Annotated in this window: 9 protein-coding genes and 3 pseudogenes; 4 read left to right on the top strand and 8 right to left on the bottom strand. The window is 57.3% G+C overall.

What is annotated here, in order from left to right:
* The first annotated feature begins 133 nt into the window (after positions 1–133).
* Positions 134–1,648: a YaaC family protein gene (locus tag MKS85_RS28350; RefSeq protein WP_310663242.1), complete on the top strand. Its 1,515-nt coding sequence runs from the start codon at positions 134–136 to the stop codon at positions 1,646–1,648.
* 67 nt (positions 1,649–1,715) lie between these two features.
* Here the strand turns inward: MKS85_RS28350 and MKS85_RS28345 are convergent, their stop codons facing one another.
* From MKS85_RS28345 to MKS85_RS28310, 8 genes and pseudogenes are all read right to left on the bottom strand, one after another.
* Positions 1,716–3,281, bottom strand: coding sequence for a tyrosine-type recombinase/integrase (locus tag MKS85_RS28345; protein ID WP_310663241.1), 1,566 nt, complete (start codon positions 3,279–3,281; stop codon positions 1,716–1,718).
* 539 nt (positions 3,282–3,820) lie between these two features.
* The gene (locus MKS85_RS28340) at positions 3,821–4,183 is read right to left on the bottom strand and encodes a copper-binding protein (RefSeq protein WP_310663240.1); all 363 of its coding nucleotides are present in this window, start codon (positions 4,181–4,183) and stop codon (positions 3,821–3,823) included.
* Positions 4,180–7,338, bottom strand: a complete 3,159-nt coding sequence (locus MKS85_RS28335) for an efflux RND transporter permease subunit (RefSeq protein ID WP_310663239.1) — start codon at positions 7,336–7,338, stop codon at positions 4,180–4,182. The genes MKS85_RS28340 and MKS85_RS28335 overlap by 4 nt, the downstream gene beginning before the upstream one ends.
* On the bottom strand, positions 7,335–8,813 hold the full coding sequence (locus tag MKS85_RS28330) for an efflux RND transporter periplasmic adaptor subunit (RefSeq protein ID WP_310663238.1): 1,479 nt from the start codon (positions 8,811–8,813) through the stop codon (positions 7,335–7,337). Before MKS85_RS28330 ends, MKS85_RS28335 begins: the two co-directional genes overlap by 4 nt.
* On the bottom strand, positions 8,810–10,066 hold the full coding sequence (locus MKS85_RS28325; RefSeq protein WP_310663237.1) for a TolC family protein: 1,257 nt from the start codon (positions 10,064–10,066) through the stop codon (positions 8,810–8,812). Before MKS85_RS28325 ends, MKS85_RS28330 begins: the two co-directional genes overlap by 4 nt.
* Positions 10,067–10,166: 100 nt before the next feature.
* A complete protein-coding gene (locus MKS85_RS28320; RefSeq protein ID WP_310663236.1) occupies positions 10,167–10,508 on the bottom strand; it encodes a hypothetical protein in 342 nt (113 codons plus the stop codon).
* Between the two features lie 175 nt (positions 10,509–10,683).
* Positions 10,684–11,712 (bottom strand): sterol desaturase family protein, encoded by a 1,029-nt coding sequence (locus tag MKS85_RS28315; protein ID WP_310663235.1) that lies wholly within the window; start codon positions 11,710–11,712, stop codon positions 10,684–10,686.
* Between the two features lie 292 nt (positions 11,713–12,004).
* Positions 12,005–12,581, bottom strand: a pseudogene (locus MKS85_RS28310) (tyrosine-type recombinase/integrase); the annotation flags it as partial.
* Here MKS85_RS28310 and MKS85_RS28305 point away from each other — a divergent pair.
* The 3 genes and pseudogenes from MKS85_RS28305 to can all read left to right on the top strand — a co-directional run bounded on the left by MKS85_RS28305 (position 12,564) and on the right by can (position 14,116).
* Positions 12,564–12,924, top strand: a pseudogene (locus tag MKS85_RS28305) (hypothetical protein). The pseudogenes MKS85_RS28310 and MKS85_RS28305 sit on opposite strands and share 18 nt — an antisense overlap.
* A gap of 3 nt (positions 12,925–12,927) precedes the next feature.
* Positions 12,928–13,065, top strand: a pseudogene (locus MKS85_RS28300) (DUF1289 domain-containing protein).
* 412 nt (positions 13,066–13,477) lie between these two features.
* Positions 13,478–14,116: a carbonate dehydratase gene (gene can / locus MKS85_RS28295; protein WP_310663234.1), complete on the top strand. Its 639-nt coding sequence runs from the start codon at positions 13,478–13,480 to the stop codon at positions 14,114–14,116.
* The last annotated feature ends 1,074 nt before the right edge of the window (positions 14,117–15,190 follow it).

Here is a 15,190-nt window from a genome sequence, read left to right as displayed (position 1 = left end):
AGCGCCCGATTGAAGTGTCCAAAATCATTAGGCCAGTTCAGTATGGCCGCTATTGGCTGTGGATTCGATCGATCAATGCTATGAATGAAGCTGCGATAGTGTTTGGTAGAGAGACAGAGCAAGGAGAAGGCATATGCAAGACAGCGGATGGAAGGCGCGCTTAGATATTCTGCGGGACGCAGTGAAAAGAAATATGCTTGATAAGCTAGTCGGACATGGCTGGGAAGCGTCCATAGTCCGTGAGGTTGCCGCAGGAGAGTATGTGGTCGTAAAGGCGTCTAGAGGCGGGGCGGAGCGTTCGGCCGCAGTACTCTATTCGTCAGCGACGAGCAACAATGTATACAAGCAACTGGCTGGAGAGGTGTCCGTTATCTTTTTTAACGGACAGCCGTACATGGTTGAGTCATTCGCAATGGGGGTATCCATTCCCGTGAAGCCGATTGACGACTTTCAACCCTTTCTCATCGAATGGAACCGTGAAAGCAGCACTGGAAAGTTTGCTCCTACGACAACGCAAGCAGAAGAGACGAGCCTTGAAGAGTTGCAAGCACCGCGGCGAGTGCTGCTTTCAGAGACTCCGATAGAAGCAGTCTGGGCGAGGCTTGCTCAGTTAAAAAGTGCAACTCTTGCTCGAAAGATGGTCGACCGTCGCGCTCAACTTGAAAGCCTAAGTCTTGAGCCGTCGACCATTGTGTCAAAGGGAGAGGGCGTTGCTTTCGCGCTCCGAAATGCCACCGATTATTTCAGTGCCATTGATCGAAGAAATGTCAGTCAACGTGTACTCAATCTGTATTACGGCACAATGTCGTTCGCATTTGCCGAGATGCTTGCTTCACCAGGTGGTCCTCAAACCCTTTCAGAGTTGGAGGCAACAACCAAAAAAGGGCATGGCCTTTACACCCATGATGGTTTAGATGACCGATTTGAGAGTCTGGCCATTGGCGCGCTCGTCTCGGGTTTTTTCCCAAGTTGGGTTAAATCGATGTCTGCAAACTCACTTGTCGCTGCCAAACGGAAACCAGACGGTCTGGATGCACTGAAAGCACTGCCCGTTGAAAGCTGGCTTACGATGGAGCAGCTGTTTTCTCGGATACCTGAGGTTGCGGATCTTTTTGAGGACATATTTGAAGGTAAACCTTCTTGGGTTACTCCTGCTTACGATCAAGAAAGTAATGGTCGACACCACCGTGCGACGACGACCTACGCTCTTTTGATAGATGAGTCTGGGCGAATGACTGTGGATGATATTGCTGCTTTTCCTGGGGCAATTCGCGAGATCATCCAAGTTTCGTCTAGGTCATCAGCAAGCCATTTCCGTGTGGCAATTGATCATCCGGAGTCGAGTATTTGGTGGGATGCACTTCAGCTACATCACAGTCCATTTAAAAGACATGCGCTAATGCTGCCTCTCTTTGGAACGATAAATGAGTATCGAGCGACATGTTTGGTGTTGCTCTATGCGTTGTCCATTCTGGTTCGCTATCGTCCAAGCCTATGGCGGCAGATACAGGAAGGGGAGCTTGATCATTTCAGGTCACTGATCGAGACGTTTCTCTCAGCAGTTGAGCGCATTCTTCCAGAACAGTTTCTGGAGAAAATTACGGGGCAGTCGATCTCTGTCCATCAACCCGGCTCGTTTTTTTCCTAGGATGGTTGAAGACCCTGAGCATTCCTCCGTCCGTTTTTAGTTGGAATCTTCGGGAAACCCACTTTGATTATCCGATTGAGGGCGTCTGGGATCCATTGGCGGCGTAGTCTGGAAAAGACATCATCGACTCAGTCGGTGTGTGCTCATAGGTTGAGGACAGCACTGCACTGAGGNATCCGATTGAGGGCGTCTGGGATCCATTGGCGGCGTAGTCTGGAAAAGACATCATCGACTCAGTCGGTGTGTGCTCATAGGTTGAGGACAGCACTGCACTGAGGCGATCACCCAATAGGTTCCAGGCGCGCTTCTTTTCTTCGGCATAATCGTGATGCAGGTAGTGGCGCCTCACCCGAGAGCCAGCCAGCACATGGTTTTGACAGCGATCGATAACGTCCAGACTGACCCCCAAAGCCTGCATCATGGTCGCGCCTGTGCGGCGCAGGTCATGCGGCGTCCAGTCACCGTTCTGGCCGTCGGCAAGGACCAGCGTGTCGTCGTGACGCCTTCTTGAGAGGGCCTTGCGGTTTTTGAACCGGGCCTGGCGGTCACCCACCTGTTTGCTCACCACCTTCACATCAACATGCTGATCATCCTGCTTGTTGGGAAAGCACCACTGAGAGTCTCCGGTCAGGGTCTTGAGTTCCTGAAAGAAATGCAGGGCGAAGGGGGAGAGGAACACATGGTGGTCCTGTTTCTTGCCGCGAGCGCCTTTGACGTTTTCGCTGGGGAGGAACCAGGTCTGCCGGTTCAGATCGACATTCTTCCATTCGGCCTGCAGCAACTCGCCAATCCGGCACAAGGTGCCCAAGCTGATCCAGAGCGCGAGTTGGGTTTCCTTCTTTAACGGCCGTATGCCGTCGTATTTTTGCCCAGCGGGTAGGGCGTTGTAATCTTGGGTCATTTGTAGGAAGCGGTTATGCAGTTCCAGCAACTCAGCGGGCGAAAGAATGCGGCTTCTTTCTGCCTCGTAGTCGGCAGGGATCAGAGGGGAGATGTCGACTAGCTCCGTTGGATCGCCCTCGACCAGTAAGGCCCGCCAGGGCTGGCGCTTTCTGGCCCAGCTGAACATCTGAGTGAGGTCGGCGAAGAAACTGATGGCTTGCCGGTGAGCGCCGCGGTTGACCACGGTGCGGATCAGCGCCCGAACATCGTGTTCGGAGACGCTGCTCACCGCGGTCTTGCCGAGTGCCGGAAAAAGGTCTTTGTTAAAACGGCGCTGCAATTCAGCATTGCCATCTTTGCGCGCCACGCCATCCAACAGCCACGCCTTGGCCAAATCCTGGACGGTCAGCGTTTTCACCTTCGTCGCTTTTACTTGGTCAGCCTCTACGTTAGCAGCGGCGTATGCCTGTGCCTTGGCGGTTTTCTTTTGCTCGTTGGGATTGATTTGCTCATCGATGAGCGCCCGGGCCTGGTTGCGTGCTTTACGGATGTCCGTGAGGGATTTGCGCGGCCATGACCCGCAGGAGTACTCTTTGTTCTGGTCGCCCCACCGATACCGATAGAAAAAGCTGACCGACACACCGTCCTTGCGGACTGTGATTCGACCGGCCAGATTGCCGTCCTCCCTGAGGATTTTGCCGGCATCGTTGGCGGTCAGTGACTCAAGTTCTTTGATGGTGATTTTGGCCATGGAACAGACTCCCCCTACTTTTACCCCCACAAAAACGTCGGCTCTTGATGGACATTACTGGACTCTCGTAGAGCAGAACACCGCTGGAGCTCAAGTAAATACTAGCTTAGAAAAATCAAGAGTAAAATTTTGGAAGCTATCAAGAAGTATGAAAAAGGAGATGGGGTGCTAGGGGTCGAGTGTTCGAATCACTCCGTCCCGACCATATAAATCAAGGGGTTGCGAGACATTATCTCGCGACCCCTTTTTATTTCTAAGCGTTTTCACCCCTACAAAACGGTTGGCTCTCAGTAGAATCCTCGCCAGTTCCGTGTGAATTGACGCTCTGTTTTGGATTTCCTCGCGCGATGCCTGGCACCGCTTCGCGATGCCCAAAATTTTATGATTTTGGCGGTTTAATACGTAGATGGATCGTCCACAGCCCAGCATTCCCAGCGGTTTAGGACTTTTCAGCGACGCGATAGGTCAGAGGCTTTTTAATGGCGGATGACTGGCCCGATATCAGCTTGTGGATGTCGAACCAGCCAGCCATGCCATTGTTACTTCAGCGTCTTGATAGACACGATGGTGGCTGCCATTCCCTCGGCGCGAAACTCAAACGCAACTCGATCCCCAGCCTTCAGGCCTGCCAGTTGTTTGATTGTTGCGTTGAATGCCATGGTCATGGCGGGCCACTGCACGGCCGGCACGGCGCCATGGGCGATAGTCACCGTATGTTTCGTGGTATCGACGGCCTTGATCGTACCCTCGGCTTTGGCCACTGGAGCCGGCTTCGCTTCCTGCTTCATCTGGATGCCTTGCATGGGCATATCGTCCATTTTCATGCCCGGCATGTCCTCTGCCTTAGCAGAAAGAGACAGCGCTATTACGGTGCTTGCAACGGCGATCAGGGTCAGTCTCATACGACTTTTCCTTGAGAGTGGGTGGGTTCAACTGCGAGGTGCCGACGGCGCATCAAACGGTAGGCCGCCGGAATGACGAACAAGGACAACAAGGGAGCGGTGATCATGCCGCCAACCATGGGCGCGGCGATGCGACTCATCACTTCGCTACCGGTACCGCTGCCCAAAAGGATGGGCAAGAGACCGGCAATGATGACGGCTACTGTCATGGCCTTGGGTCGGACCCGCTGCACCGCACCTTCATGAATCGCGGCGACCAGCCCACGCTCGGTGCTGTCACCGGCGTCTTCTCGTTCGGTCCAGGCGTTCTTCAGGTAGAGCAGCATGATCACGCCAAATTCGGCCGACACACCGGCCAGGGCGATAAAGCCGACACCGGTGGCCACCGACAAGTTGAACCCCAGCAGATAGAGGAACCACGCCCCGCCAGTCAGGGCGAATGGCAGGGTGGCCATGATCAGCAAAGCCTCGTCGAAGCGGGCGAAAGTCAGGTAAAGCAGCACGAAAATGATCAGCAGCGTGGCCGGCACCACCAGCTTGAGCCTTGCATTGGCTCGCTCGAGAAATTCGAACTGCCCCGAGTAGCTCAAACTCATACCTGGCTGCAACTTGACCTGCTCACTGACGGCCCGGCGCAGGTCGGCGACCACTGAGGCAATATCCCGGCCACGCACGTCGATGTACACCCAGCCGGAAGGTCGGGCGTTCTCGCTCTTGAGCATGGGAGGTCCGTCGCTGACCTTGATCTTCGCCACAGTGCCAAGGGTGATCTGACTCCCCAAAGGGGTGTAGATCGGCAGCTGCTCCAGGGCTCCGAGCGAGTCACGCCACTCACGGGGATAACGCACGTTGATCGGGAAGCGCGCGAGCCCTTCAATGGTCTCCCCGACGTTTTCACCACCGATGGCGCCGGCCACGATCGACTGCACATCGGCGATGTTCAGCCCGTAGCGGGCAGCAGCCTCACGATCGATATCCACATCAATGTAACGCCCACCCGTCAGGCGTTCGGCCAGGGCCGAACTGACACCGGGCACCTCCTTGGCCACGCGCTCGACGGCCTGAGTAGCCGCGTCGATTTCCGTCAGGTTGCTGCCGGCAACTTTCACCCCGATTGGACTCTTGATCCCGGTGGCGAGCATGTCGATGCGATTGCGGATCGGCGGTATCCAGATATTGGTCAGCCCCGGAACACGCACCACCCGATCCAGTTCTTCCACCAGCTTCTCCTGGGTGATCCCAGGGCGCCACTGCTCGCGTGGCTTGAACTGGATGGTGGTCTCGAACATCTCCAGGGGGGCCGGGTCGGTGGCGGTTTCGGCGCGGCCAGCCTTACCGAAGACGTGTTCGACCTCGGGGACGGTCTTGATCAGGCGGTCCGTCTGTTGCAGCAGATGCGCCGCTTTCTGCGCCGACAACCCCGGCAGGGCCGAAGGCATATAGAGCAGATCGCCCTCGTCCAGCGCCGGGAGGAATTCACCACCCAAGCGAGAGATCGGCCAAAGCGTACTGAGAAAGACCAGTAGCGCGACCAGCAGGGTGATTTTGGGACGACGCAGCACCGCGTCCAGGGCCGGTTGATAGATCCTGATCAACCAACGATTCAACGGGTTCTGTTGTTCACTGGGAATTCGCCCGCGAATCCAGTAGCCCATCAACACCGGTACCAGGGTCACCGACAGTCCGGCGGCCGACGCCATGGCGTAGGTCTTGGTGAAGGCGAGGGGGCCAAACAGGCGGCCCTCCTGCGCCTCCAGGGTGAACACCGGAATGAACGACAAGGTAATGATCAACAGGCAGAAGAACAGCGCCGGCCCCACTTCGACCGCCGCTTCGGTCATCACATGCCAGTGATGTTCGCCCTTCAGCTCTTCCCCGGGATGGCCCGCGTGCCAGGCCTCGACCTTCTTGTGGGCGTTTTCGATCATCACCACGGCGGCATCGACCATGGCGCCGATGGCGATAGCGATCCCTCCCAGGGACATGATGTTGGCGTTGATCCCTTGGTAACGCATGACGATGAAGGCAATCAGTACCCCAACCGGCAGCGAGATTATGGCCACCAGTGATGAGCGCAGATGCCAGAGGAAGATCCCGCAGACCAAGGCGACGACAATGAACTCCTCGAGCAATTTGTGGCTGAGATTTTCCACGGCGCGGTCGATCAGCTTGCTACGGTCGTAGGTGGTGACGATTTCCACCCCGGCCGGCAGACTGCTTTTCAAGTCGTCGAGTTTGGCCTTGACCGCCGCGATGGTCTCGCGAGCGTTCTTGCCGCTGCGCAGAATCACCACGCCGCCGACGGTCTCGCCTTCGCCGTCGAGTTCGGTGATGCCGCGACGCATTTCCGGCCCCAGCTGGATAGTGGCCACATCGCCAAGAGTCACCGGTACGCCAGAAGCACCGAGCTTGAGTGGAATCGCGCGAAAGTCATTGAGGGTTTTCAAATAGCCGGAGGCGCGGACCATGAACTCGGTCTCCGCCAGCTCCAGCACAGCACCACCGGTTTCCTGATTGGCCTTGCCGATGGCCTCGGTCACCTCAGCCTGGGTGATGCCCTGACTGGCCAGTTTGAGCGGATCGAGCTGGACCTGGTACTGCTTGACCATACCGCCGACGGTGGCCACTTCCGCAACGTTCGGCAGGGTCTTGAGTTCGAACTTGAGAAACCAGTCCTGCAGGGCCCGCAGTTGTGCCAGGTCGTGTCCGCCGCTGCGATCCACCAGTGCGTACTGATAGATCCAGCCCACTCCCGTGGCGTCTGGCCCCAAAGCCGGTTTGACGGAAGTCGGCAGGCGACTTTGTATCTGGCTCAGGTATTCCAGCACCCGCGAGCGAGCCCAATACAAGTCAGTACCGTCTTCAAACAGCACGTAAACGAAGCTGTCGCCGAAAAAGGAATAGCCGCGCACGGTTTTGGCTCCGGGTACCGAGAGCATGGTGGTGGCCAATGGGTAGGTCACCTGGTTCTCGACGATCTGCGGCGCTTGTCCCGGATAAGGGGTACGGATGATCACCTGAACATCGGAGAGGTCCGGCAACGCATCGATGGGAGTGCTCTGAACCGACCAGATGCCCCAGGCTGTGACGAAGAGCGTAGCCAGCAGCACCAGGAAGCGGTTGGCCACTGACCAGCGGATAAGGGCGGCGATCATGGCTGGCCCCCAGATTTTTCCAGACGCTCAACGCGCAAACCATCGTCGGTTTGACTCACTGCGATCCGAACCTTGTCGCCCGCCTTGAGTCCTTGCCTGAGCGCAGGGTCAGCCAGCGGGAAGGTCATGGTCATGCCGGGCATGCCCAGCGTCTTGAATGGCCCATGGGCGAGGGTCACGTCTTTGCTGTTGATTTCGATAATCTGCCCATCGGCCTCATGAAAGGCTGCGGCTGGAGGTGGTGGTGTTTCCAGCGTTCTCGCAACTATGCCCTTGAGGCTGGCCTCGGAGTCGAGCAGGAACTGTCCAGAGGAAACCACCTGCTGGCCTTCTTCCAGACCTTTCAACACCACCGTCTTGCCTTCGTTTTCCTGCCCGGGTTGCACCTCTACTGGCCGGTAGCGACCCGCGTCTTCGGCGAGCATCACCAGGACGCGTCGGCCGGTGCGAATGAGTGCCTCGCTCGGTACCCACAACACGCTTTGCTCGGTCGAACGATTCAGGCGCACCTGCGCCGTCAATCCGGGTCTGAGGCGCCCGTCAGGGTTGGGTAGTTCGACGCGTACGCGAAGGGTACGACTGTCCGGATTGGTTTCGGGAAGAATCGCGCTGACGGTGCCGTTGAGCACAGTCCCGGGGAAGGCTGGGAGGCGTGCTTCGACCGTTTGACCAACGACGATCGATCCCGTCTGCGACTCTGGAACGGCCACGGCCAGCCAGACGCTACTCAAACCATTGACGCGTGCCAGGGTCTCGCCGGCGGCCACCGTCATTCCCTCGCGTACATCCAACTCTTGCAGCACACCGCTAATGGGGCTGGTGAGGATCAGATTCGACTGGACCTTGCCGCTGCGCTCTACCTGAGTAATCAGCGCCGTCGGCATCCCCGTGAGGCGTAGCCGTTGGCGTGCCGCCGCCAACAAGTCAGCATCGCCATTACGCTTCAGTGCGAGGAATTCTTCCTGAGCAGCCGCCCATTCCGGTACCAGGATATCCGCCAATGGCGCATTGGCTTTGAGTACATCGCCTGGAGCATGGGCATAGACCCGCTCCACAAAGCCAGCGGTACGCGCCTGAATCACGGCGACATCCCGCTCGTTGAACGCCAGCACGCCGATCACGTCCAGGCTGGAGGCGAGGACTCCTCGAGTGACGGTTGCAAGGCGCAGGCCGAGATTCTGGGTCAGGCTAGGGTCGATACTGATGGCCGCATTGTCCGCCGCGGAATCAGCGTATCGGGGCACCAGTTGCATGTCCATGAAGGGCGATTTGCCCGGTTTATCGAACTTCTGCTGCGGGACCATCGGGTCATACCAATACAGCGCCTTGCGTTCGTCTTGGGTTTTAGGGGCCTGTTCGGCGGTGGTCTCAGACATTGCACTCATGCGCTGCTGAGCGAACCAGTAACCGCCGGCAGCGCCCAGGGCAATCGAGAGGCCTGCCAGTAACGCCCCTTTCCAGATTCGAGTGCTCATTGATTGGGGTCCCCATAAGCAAAATACAGGCGAGCACTGGTGAGGGCGCGCTGTTCTTCGAAGTCGATCTGTTTGAGGCGGGTCTCGATGAGTTCACGTCGGGCCGCGATGACGGCCGCCAAGTCGCTTTTACCGGCGCGGTAGCTGGCCATGGTCAGCGCTACCTTTTCCTTGGCCAAAGGCAGCAGGCTGTCCTGGCTGCGGCGCACGGCCCGGTTGAGGCGTTCGTATTCGGCCAGATCTGCCTCCAGTTGCTCGGTATGCTCGCGAACGAGGGCTTCGCGTTCGGCCTCCAACTGATTCAGTTCGGCGTGTTTGGCGGCGATCTTCGGGTTTTGTCGGGAGTCGGGGAACAGTGGCAGGTCGAACGTGAACTGCACGCTGACCATGTCGCCGAACTGACGACCGCGGCGTTGGTAATCGAGTTCCCAACTCCAGTCGGACTGCTTTTGCGCCTGCGCCTCACGGACCTTGGCCTGTGCTTCGCGAGTCATCGGGATGAAGGCCGCCAGCGCGGGATGATGTTGCAGCTTATGGGTATAACCCGAAGTATCGATGGGCCACTCCGGCAAGCTGCCGGTGGGTTGGTCATTGGCGGCCGGACCAATCCAGCGTTTGAGCGCGGCTCGGGCTTGGGCGCGCAGGCGAATTAATTCGTCCTGTTGCTCCGCCAACTGAGCCGCTTCCTGTTTCGGCGTGACTGCATCGGCTGGCTGAGCACGGCCGCCGGCGATCTGTGCCCGGACGGTATCGGCCAACAGACGGTTCTCTCGATAGAAGTCCTGGAACAGTGCCTCTTTACGCTCGACTGAATAGCTGCTGATCCAGGCCAATGCAGTAGCCTGACGGACATTCAGCCGCTCCACACGACCTTCAGCCGCAGCTCGATCGACGGCCGCCTCGGCGACCTCGATACGTGCTTTGCGTTTGTCGCGGCTGGGCACTTCCTGCATGACCCCGACCATTTGCATGGTCATGAAGTCCTGGTCAATGCTCCAGCGATCGGGACCGCCAATGGGGTAGTTCTGCACCCCCAGCCGTAATTTCGGATCGGGTAATTCGCCGGCTGGAACGGCAGCACTACTGGCGGCTTGCAGTTTGGCGGTTTGGGCCATCAGCGACGGGGCATTGTTTTCGGCCAGTCGCAAGGCTTCATCGAGTGTCAGGGGGGCGGCCAGGCTCGGCAATGCCAGCACGCTTGCCGCCAGGGCGGCCACGACGGACCAACCGGTGCAGTAGCACTTGGGTTTCATGTTCACGATTCCTGTGAGGATCCACTGCGCGCTTCATCAGACATGCGCGCAGATATGCCTTCCCGCGCAGAGCGGGATAAGGTTCAGTGTGGTACAGGAATCAAGCGCGAGGCGGTCGCCACACCCCGGACGGGGTATAAGCAGGCAGGAAGTCGCTGAAGATTGTTAGCATCTGCGGACTGGACAAACGGGTGGCAGGTTTCCCAAACGACACTTGTAGCAGACTGGCGCTCCTGCATTCCTGGCCAGGCTTGCAGGGTTTGCCATGATCGGCGGAGCTGCTCATGTCAAGGCAGCAGTCCGGGTTCATATCGTCCATCATGGTCATGCCCGTCGTTTTCATCGGGCAAGGTTCTGTCGGTGCCTGAATGCCCGCCATCCCGCTCAGGGGAAGCGCCAAGCTGATCAGGAAAATGAGGCAGCACTGCAAATAGCGTTTCATGCGAGGGAGTCTAGTCGCTGGTAACGGGCTGTACAATTACGACTCTGTCAGGAAGGCCCGTCGGATGCATAAGAACTTCCTTGTGTCGAAACAAGGACGCGTTAAACAACCAAGTCCAACTCGAAATCAGAAATGACGGCTTCCGCAGTCATCCCTTCGTCTCTTATGGTTGGGGCTATGAATAGGGCGTTTCAGGCTCAACCCTTCGCGGGCGTTTCGCCAGGAGCTTGCGGGCGGTTTCGACAAAGGGCGTGACGATCAGGCTATAGACCGTCAGGTAATGCTGGTGGTCCTGTTCTCCGGTGCCGAAGCGCAGGTTCTCGGGCTGCGAGCGGGTGACATATAGCGTGCCGAACATCCAGTCCCAGAGAGACAGGTTGGTGCCGAAGTTCCGGTTGAAGTGACGGGGGGCGTCGCTGTGGTGGATCTGGTGCTGGGCTGGGCTGTTCAGCAGATGTTCGAGCACCGGCCCGAATGACAGCCAGACATGAGTGTGACGCAGATTGGCCGCCAGGCCATTGAAGATGAACACCAGATAGGTCACGCCGAACAGGGTGTAGCGGCTGATCTCGCCACCACAGGCGTACCAGAAGCCACCGACATAGAGGCCGAGGCAGGCGGTGGTGCTGAGTTTCTCGAAGATCTTTTCCACGAAGTGCACCCTGCTCGCCGTCGCTGGTACCAGCACCGGCGCCGAGTGATGGACCTTATGAAATGCCCAGAGCCAGCGCGAGTGAAAGGCCCGGTGCGCCCAGTAATGGACGAAATCCTTTACCAAGAACACCCCCAGCCCGTAGAGCAGGGCGAGCGAGAGGTTCTCCTCCAGGCGCGGGCGCGCGCCCCAAAGATTGCTGAAAAAATCCAGGTAATCCCCGGAGCGCAGGATGTACGGATCGACCAGATGGACAATGGGCAGCACCAGGGCGACCTTGAGAATGGCCCGCACGAAGTAGTAGCGGTAATCCAGCAGCGCCGAGCGATGCAAGTACACCTGGCGACCGCCGATGAATTTCCAGAACGAACGGGCGTCGGTCAGGCCCCGATATTTTCTGAAGCGGAACAGGCCATAGGCGACGCTGTAGGAGACGCAAAGAAACAAGACCCCGAGGCGGCCGTTCAGATTAAAAATGCTGAGAAACTGCTCGGTGACAGGCGCGATCACCCACTCGATCAGGTGCTTATAGACAAGCGAGAATGCATCCACGAAACGCCAGCCTCAGCCAAAGGAAACGCATTGTAAATCATTCTGATTTGGCTGGGTGTGTTTCTGCTTGGCTTCCGAGCCTTGTGGGCAAGGTGTTCTCTGATTGGGGCGTCTCAGGCCCGCCGTGCTTCAATCTTGCCGCAGGGCTCTTTCTCAGCGTCGAGAATAACGAACGAAAGTTAAGTTCGGCGCGTCCACAGGCAGCAGCTTAGTCACGGATTACTGACGCCAGTTGACGCAAATCACTGCGTCCACTGAGGTTTCCGAATCTTCGGGCCATGGTACGTTCGGCCTATGAAGATGGCCGTGCCTCTGTCAATGCGTACGCTGGGAAAGACATCATCGACTCGGAGGGTGGATGCTCGTAGGTTGAGGACAACACAGCACTGAGCCGATCGCCTAACAGGTTCCTGGCACGCTTCTTCTCTTCGGCATAATCGTGGTGCAGGTAGTGGCGTCTCACCCGGGAGCCGGCCAACACATGATTTTGGCAGCGATCGATGACGTCCAGACTGACCCCCAAGGCCTGCATCATGGTCGCGCCGGTGCGGCGCAGGTCATGCGGCGTCCAATCGCCGTTCTGGCCGTCGGCGAGGACCAGGGTATCGTCATGACGCCGCCTGGAGAGAGCCTTACGGTTTTTGAGCGGGTGTGGCGGTCACCACTTGTTTGCTCACCACTTTCACGTCCACATGCCCATCATTCTGCTTGTGGGGAAAGCACCACTGGGAGTCTCCCGTCAGGGTCTTGAGTTCCTGAAAGAAATGCTGGGCGAAGGGGGAGAGGAAGATATGGTGGTCCTGTTTCTTGCCCCGGGTGCCTTTGACGTTTTCACTGGGGAGGAACCATGTTTGCCGGTCCAGATCGACCTAATCGAACGTCGTCTGATTGCTGCCCTGACCAAGGCCTGCGAGACGGCCAAAGCGGAGATAGTGGCTTCTCTTGGTTGACTCACGATGTGGATTACGCCCGATTTCCCTCCAGTCTGATGGTTGTTTGGGTCTTCGACACCGATGCCAACAGAGATCAGGTGCTTGCCAATGGGCAAAACAAGCGGATGCTCGAACTGACGACCCTGGCATTAAGTGACGCGAATGTTCACGTCAGTCAGGTGTCGGCCAACCTGCATTCGATACTGAAGAGCAATGTCAGCGGTCGAATGTCGGTGACTGGCGGCAGCGTTTAACACGTACACAATCCACGCGGAGTTAAACCATGGCCAAGGACATCGAAACCCCATGTATTTCCGTTTGCCAGCTGAACAGCGAACTATGTTTGAGCTGCGGTCGCACCAAGGAAGACATCAGAAAATGGAAGCGGATGTAGCGTCCAGAAAAGATGGCCGCTGTATAACGCGCGACCCTGCGCCTGAAAAGCTTGCAAAGAAAGCATAATTGAACGCCGCAGTTTAGGCCACAGTTGTATTGCGTCCTCCCTTGCAGCTGTCCTCGGCCCCCTTACAACTTCTTCTGCTTGAACACGTAATGGACAAAGCATTTCTCGCATTCGCACTGACCAGCAGTTGCATTGGCACTGACCAGCTACGATTAAGTAATTAGAGGGGATGCAAATTTGCATAACGACTGAATCGCCAACGGACGAAGTCGCCGGGTCATGGCTACTACTCATGCTTGGGGCCTTATCTAAGATTAGACTCGGTATGCAACGTGAGAATTCACAGGTTCCCCCCCCCGACCCGCGACAGGGAGGTGACTTCGGGCGCTCGCCGCTTGTCAAAGCTGCGGATCATTTATGAGGCTTGAACATGAACGACCTACAAGAACTGATCGATAACAACGCGCGTTGGGCCGATGCAATCAAGCAGGAAGATCCTGATTTCTTCGCCAAGCTGGCACGCCAGCAAACCCCCGAATACCTCTGGATCGGCTGTTCGGATGCGCGAGTGCCGGCCAACGAAATCGTAGGCATGCTCCCGGGCGATTTGTTCGTGCACCGCAACGTGGCCAACGTGGTGCTGCATACCGACCTGAACTGCCTGTCGGTGATCCAGTACGCAGTGGACGTACTCAAGGTCAAGCACATCCTGGTCACCGGGCACTATGGCTGTGGCGGTGTGCGCGCGGCGATGCAGGATCGCCAACTGGGCCTGATCGATGGCTGGCTGCGTTCGATTCGCGACCTGTACTACGAGAAACGCGTGGAGCTGGGCCAGTTAGCGACGGAAGAAGAACGTGTCGACCGACTGTGTGAGTTGAACGTGATCCAGCAAGTAGCCAACGTCGGCCACACCAGCATCGTCCAGAACGCCTGGCACCGCGGCCAGAGCCTGTCGATCCATGGTTGCATTTATGGCATTAAGGATGGTCGCTGGAAGAGCCTGAACGCAACCATCAGCGGCTTTGAGCAACTGCCGCCGCAATATCGCCTGCGGCCGATCGACTGAGTAAGCGTAAGCTGCTTCATCCAGTCTGCGAAGGGTCCGATGGACAGGCCCGATCGCGCATTTAGTCTTGGCCTGAGCTGCAGTTTGTGCAACTGCCCCCCACCCACCCACCCACACACAATGTGGGTGGGGGCTAGGCGTCTGTTCAACGATTTTGTTGTTAACCAACCGCGATCACGTTAAACCGCCGCGTCTTAAAGCTGATCGTATCTTTGAACTCCTCCACCTTGACGATGCGACGGATGCTCGCCCATGTCCGTTTGTAATAGGGTGTTGACGCCGATGTCGAATTGACCCACGTGCCGACGCAAGACTGACCCACCTCCAACTCGCCACTAATCCAGCACAGGCAACAGTTTGCGAGGAGTCAGACTGGATCAGTGACATCTCGGAAACTGGGTCAACTCTGCATCGGCGCCAACAAACTGGTGATCACACTCGAGCTGAAGCGTCTTTCCGACCATTCTGCAGGCGCACAGCGTTCGCTCCAGACGTACTGGCAGGGTCTGCCGATATAAGCCGATGGGGCGGCATCCACTAGGGCAAGCTTGACCAGCATTGTTCCCGTCGGTGTCGGGTTAGTAGCAGGATTTGTTTCTGAGGCCGTGCTGCCATCGTCTTCGATGTATACCCGTAGAGTCGTTGATTCTTCGGCATGCTCTTTCAGCGCGGCGAGCAGAGGAAAGGGGGGATGTCTCTAGAACAATCGGTCGACCACCAGCCAAGGAAATGTCGGCTGAGAAATTTTTGATTGAGGATGCGCAGCCTCCCAACCTCGCTGAGTTGGCGACGGCGAGTCGCGCGCAGTCGCGGACTCGATGATCGCAACATCGCCATCAGAGCGATCTGGGACTGAATGCAGGGAGACCGCCTATTCCAATGTCGCGCTTCGCTCGATCACTACTACATAGGCCGAGATTGAGGGGGGCCGAACTGATGGAACCTTACCCGGAATCTCTTCGTTCTGGATCGTTCGGAGATTCAGGTTCAGGGTGAGTCTCTGCCGGCATTGAATACTAAGGAATTACTGAAATGTAGTGGTCAACTAATCCCGGACACGACGTTAAGTTTTTC

The organism is Pseudomonas sp. JL2, from assembly GCF_031570495.1.
In the GTDB taxonomy this organism is placed as follows: domain Bacteria; phylum Pseudomonadota; class Gammaproteobacteria; order Pseudomonadales; family Pseudomonadaceae; genus Aquipseudomonas; species Aquipseudomonas rhizophila.
Note: the sequence above shows the minus strand (reverse complement) of the source record. Positions and strands in the feature narration are given on the sequence as shown.

Bases quoted from the DNA above. Each gene is read 5' to 3' on its own strand.
- MKS85_RS28350 (WP_310663242.1), top strand. From the start codon at position 134: ATGCAAGACAGCGGATGGAAGGCGCGCTTAGATATTCTGCGGGACGCA.
- MKS85_RS28340 (WP_310663240.1), bottom strand. From the start codon at position 4,183: ATGAGACTGACCCTGATCGCCGTTGCAAGCACCGTAATAGCGCTGTCT.
- MKS85_RS28335 (WP_310663239.1), bottom strand. From the start codon at position 7,338: ATGATCGCCGCCCTTATCCGCTGGTCAGTGGCCAACCGCTTCCTGGTG.
- MKS85_RS28330 (WP_310663238.1), bottom strand. From the start codon at position 8,813: ATGAGCACTCGAATCTGGAAAGGGGCGTTACTGGCAGGCCTCTCGATT.
- MKS85_RS28325 (WP_310663237.1), bottom strand. From the start codon at position 10,066: ATGAAACCCAAGTGCTACTGCACCGGTTGGTCCGTCGTGGCCGCCCTG.
- MKS85_RS28320 (WP_310663236.1), bottom strand. From the start codon at position 10,508: ATGAAACGCTATTTGCAGTGCTGCCTCATTTTCCTGATCAGCTTGGCG.
- can (WP_310663234.1), top strand. From the start codon at position 13,478: ATGAACGACCTACAAGAACTGATCGATAACAACGCGCGTTGGGCCGAT.